This is a genomic window from Microbacterium sp., from assembly GCF_036277215.1.
GTDB lineage: Bacteria > Actinomycetota > Actinomycetes > Actinomycetales > Microbacteriaceae > Microbacterium.
On sequence record NZ_DASUNI010000113.1, the window covers coordinates 1 to 3,493 of the forward strand.

A 3,493-nucleotide genomic window follows, 5' to 3' on the forward strand; every position below is an offset into this window, starting at 1 on the left:
TCGGATGCCGTCCATAGCCTCCCTCCATGGGCTACGCGTACATCCTTCGATGCTCCGATGGGACGCTCTACGTCGGGAGCACCAAAGACCTCCGTCTGCGGCTCGAGCAACACCAGGTTGGCTTGGGGAGCGCGTACACGAGGCGGCGCTTACCTGTCACTTTGATCTGGAGCAACGAGTTCGCGCGCATCGACGAGGCGTTCGCCTGGGAGAAGCGCCTCCAAGGATGGAGTCACGCGAAGCGGGAAGCGTTCATCGGCGGCGGAATCGATGCGGTACGCGGCTGGAGCGCGGGCTCGCGCCGCGCGGAGTCTGGTCGTTGAGCGAGCGAGCGTAGCGAGCGAGACGAAACGCGGCACCTCGACGTGAGGCGTCTCGTCTCGCTTCGCTCCCTCAACGACTGGGGGGCGTTTCGTCTCGCTTTGCTCGCTCAACGACCGGGGACCGGCGCTCATCGAACGGCGGCGCGGGCCTCCGCCAAGGCCTCGTCCGCCCACTGCACCTGTTGAGGCGTGCCCCAGCGCACGGCGGCATCCCGCGACCGCTCGAACGCGGAAACCGCCTCAGCGAACCTGCGCGCGTCGAAGTGCGTCCAGCCCTCGTTGTTGTGGAGGGAGACGTTCCACCGCAGGGTTCGAGGGTCATGCGATCCTTCGAGCACCGCCAGCGCCTCGCGCGTCCACTCCGCCGAGTTCTCGGCATCCGAGATCGCGAGCATGTGCAGCGCGTCGACCTGCAGAAAGACGAGACCAGCGGATGCCGCATCCTCCGCCGCCGCCCGGAACAGGGGACCCGCCGCGGGCGCGTCGCCGGCCGAGTTGCGCAGTCGCCCGCGTTCCAGGGCGAGTCTCGTCCGAACGGCCGGGGCGTCCGGAGAGAGCGCGTCGAGTAATGCGTCGGCCTCCGCGAACCGGTCCTGGAGCCCGAGGGCTCGTGCCACCTGGGTTTCGAGCTCGGCGCGCTCGTGTGCGTCCGTCGCCCGCGCTGCCGCCGCCCGCAGTCGTGCCTCTGAGGCCGCGGCGTCGGAGAAGTCCCACAGCTCGTCGAGCAGAGCCTGCTTCACCGTCATGCTCAGATGGTAGGCCGCCGCCGGAGGGGTTCGGGTTCGCCCGCATCCACCCCATGCCGTACACTTGAGGGTGCAGTTGAAGTCTGCATTCTTTCGCCGTGCCCGCCGTTCGGGCAGGTTCCCTCTCATACAGGTTGCGGTGAAAGACTGTGGGCATCCCGAGGCCGCGGGCCTCTAGGGCGGTAGCTCAATTGGCAGAGCAGCGGTCTCCAAAACCGCAGGTTGCAGGTTCGATTCCTGTCCGCCCTGCGCGTCAGCCGAAGCTGACACACGGAAGGTAATCAGGTGGGTTCGATGGTCCAGGACGAGCCGAAGGGCGAGGTCGTCGCGGCAAGCGGCGTACCCCGCGAGAAGAAGCCCAACGTCTTCGCTCGCATCGCGCTGTTCATCCGTCAGGTGTTCGCAGAGCTCCGCAAGGTCGTCACGCCGACTCGACAGGAACTTGTCAAGTACACGGCTGTCGTTCTCGGTTTCGTCGTCGTCATGATGGCGCTGGTCTACGGCCTCGATCTGCTGTTCGTCTGGGTGACGACGGTCGTCTTCGGCGTTCCCGCCTGACCCACTTGAGTTGCACCGCGGGGCGGATCACAGCATCCGGCGCCCACGAAACGGAAGAGAACGCAATTGTCTGAAAGATATGTAGACGACGCCGATTGGGCGACCGCTGCGGAACAGTCCTCCGAGGACGACGAAGCCCAGGAAGGCAACATCCTCGCCGAGGAGGACCGCGCGAACACGCCCGCCGAGCACCTCGCGGTGCACATCGTGGACGAGGACGAAGACGGCATCGCCGATCTGGATGACATCGACATCGACGACCCGGAGGCGGACGCGATCGTGAATGACGCACTGAACATCGACAGAGCCAACGAGGCTCAGGCTGCGGCGGAGGTGCTCAGCGACTCGCTGGCCGAGGAGGTCGCGGCATACGCGGCGGTGCACGCCGACGACGTGACTCCCTACGATGGTCCCGACATCAACGGGGACGAAGACGAGCCCGTGCTCGACGAAGACTTCGTCGCCGAGGTGGATGCCGCGGCCGCCGTCGTCGACGACGTCGAGGCGTCCGTCAGCCCGGCTGATGCAGCGACCGTCGAGGGTGACCTCGATGTCGCAGACGCCGAAGGCGACGCAGGAATCGCCGACGTCGAGGGCAGCCAGAGCGATGCTGACGACGTGGACGCCGAGGACCCGGAAGAAGACCCCTACGAGGCGTTCCGAGCCGAGCTGCGGACCCTGCCCGGCAAGTGGTACGTCATCCACTCCTACGCCGGCTTCGAGCGCAAGGTGAAGGCCAACATCGAGCAGCGCAAGTCGACGCTCGAGGTCGAGGAGGACATCTACCAGATCGAGGTCCCGATGGAGGATGTCGTCGAGATCAAGAACGGTCAGCGCAAGATGGTCACGCGCGTCCGGATCCCCGGCTACGTGCTCGTGCGCATGGAGCTCAACGAAGACACCTGGTCGGTCGTGCGCCACACGCCCGGCGTCACCGGCTTCGTCGGCAACGCCCACAACCCCACGCCGCTGCGCTTCGAAGAGTCCTTCAACATGCTCAAGAGCCTCGTCGAGGTCAAGGAAGTCGCTCCGGTCAAGGGCGCCGCCGCGAAGGGCGGCCACGCCGTCGCGCGCAGCATCCCGGCCGAGGTGGACTTCGAGGTCGGCGAGACCATCACGATCAAGGAAGGCTCGTTCGCGGGTCTGCCCGGCACGATCAGCGAGATCAAGCCCGAGAGCGGCAAGCTCACGGTCCTCGTCTCGCTCTTCGAGCGCGAGACCCCGGTCGAGCTCAGCTTCGACCAGGTCACCAAGCTGTAGGGGCATCCGGTCCCCGAAAGCGCCTCGTCTCCGACGGGGCGCTTTTCGTCGTTCCGTCGAGCCCCGCTCGTCTGCGTCTCGGTGCACGATGACGGATGCTGCAGACCCGTGGCGTCCGTCATCTGGCACATCTCCGCACTTCTGCACAGTCGCGCTTCCTCCCCAGCGGTCCGGCTCACGCGGGCGATCCCCCATCAGCGAGCGGACTCGCGTGGCGAGTCTCACGACACGGGAGTCTGCAGGGATGGGAAACCTGAGGGATGCCGTCGCCGCGACGGGCAGCGTCGTGCGCGTCTCCGCGCTGCGGGCCGCCGGTGTGCCGCGTCGCGCGATCGAGCAGGCGGTCTCGGCGCAGGTGCTCATCCGTCCGCGCAACGGCTGGGTGGCGGTGGCGGACGCCGACCCGCTGCTCGTGGCGGCTTGGGAATCGGCCCTGCGGCAGGGGCTCGTGACGCGAGAATCGCGCCGGCGCATGCCGCTGGCGCCGCTCGCGCGATCGCTTCTCGAGGAGTGCTCCCTCTCCTCGGATTCCGGGCTCGAGACGTTCATCCCTCTGCGCCTCCGGTTCCTTCGGCTGCCCATCCGTCAGCAGGTCTGGCTCGCGGG

4 protein-coding genes, 1 tRNA gene and 1 pseudogene are annotated in these 3,493 nt (G+C 67.2%); 5 read left to right on the forward strand and 1 reads right to left on the reverse strand.

What is annotated here, in order from left to right:
• Positions 1-26: 26 nt before the first annotated feature.
• Positions 27-323: a GIY-YIG nuclease family protein gene (locus VFX99_RS05825; protein WP_329665375.1), complete on the forward strand. Its 297-nt coding sequence runs from the start codon at positions 27-29 to the stop codon at positions 321-323.
• A 128-nt stretch (positions 324-451) separates the two neighbouring features.
• On the opposite strand, the gene VFX99_RS05830 is transcribed toward VFX99_RS05825, so the two are convergent.
• Positions 452-1,069, reverse strand: a complete 618-nt coding sequence (locus VFX99_RS05830; protein ID WP_329665376.1) for a hypothetical protein — start codon at positions 1,067-1,069, stop codon at positions 452-454.
• 176 nt (positions 1,070-1,245) lie between these two features.
• On the opposite strand from VFX99_RS05830, the gene VFX99_RS05835 reads away from it, so the two are divergent.
• The 4 genes and pseudogenes from VFX99_RS05835 to VFX99_RS05850 all read left to right on the forward strand — a co-directional run.
• A tRNA-Trp gene (locus VFX99_RS05835) sits at positions 1,246-1,318 on the forward strand.
• 45 nt (positions 1,319-1,363) lie between these two features.
• Entirely contained in the window at positions 1,364-1,627 is a 264-nt protein-coding gene (gene secE / locus VFX99_RS05840; RefSeq protein ID WP_329665378.1) for a preprotein translocase subunit SecE, read from the forward strand.
• A gap of 66 nt (positions 1,628-1,693) precedes the next feature.
• On the forward strand, positions 1,694-2,887 hold the full coding sequence (nusG, locus tag VFX99_RS05845) for a transcription termination/antitermination protein NusG (RefSeq protein ID WP_329665377.1): 1,194 nt from the start codon (positions 1,694-1,696) through the stop codon (positions 2,885-2,887).
• A gap of 244 nt (positions 2,888-3,131) precedes the next feature.
• Positions 3,132-3,493: pseudogene (locus VFX99_RS05850) on the forward strand (hypothetical protein); the annotation flags it as partial.

Excerpts from the sequence above, each read along its gene's own strand:
- secE (WP_329665378.1), top strand. The coding sequence starts at position 1,364 with ATGGTCCAGGACGAGCCGAAGGGCGAGGTCGTCGCGGCAAGCGGCGTA.
- VFX99_RS05830 (WP_329665376.1), bottom strand. The coding sequence starts at position 1,069 with ATGACGGTGAAGCAGGCTCTGCTCGACGAGCTGTGGGACTTCTCCGAC.
- VFX99_RS05825 (WP_329665375.1), top strand. The coding sequence starts at position 27 with ATGGGCTACGCGTACATCCTTCGATGCTCCGATGGGACGCTCTACGTC.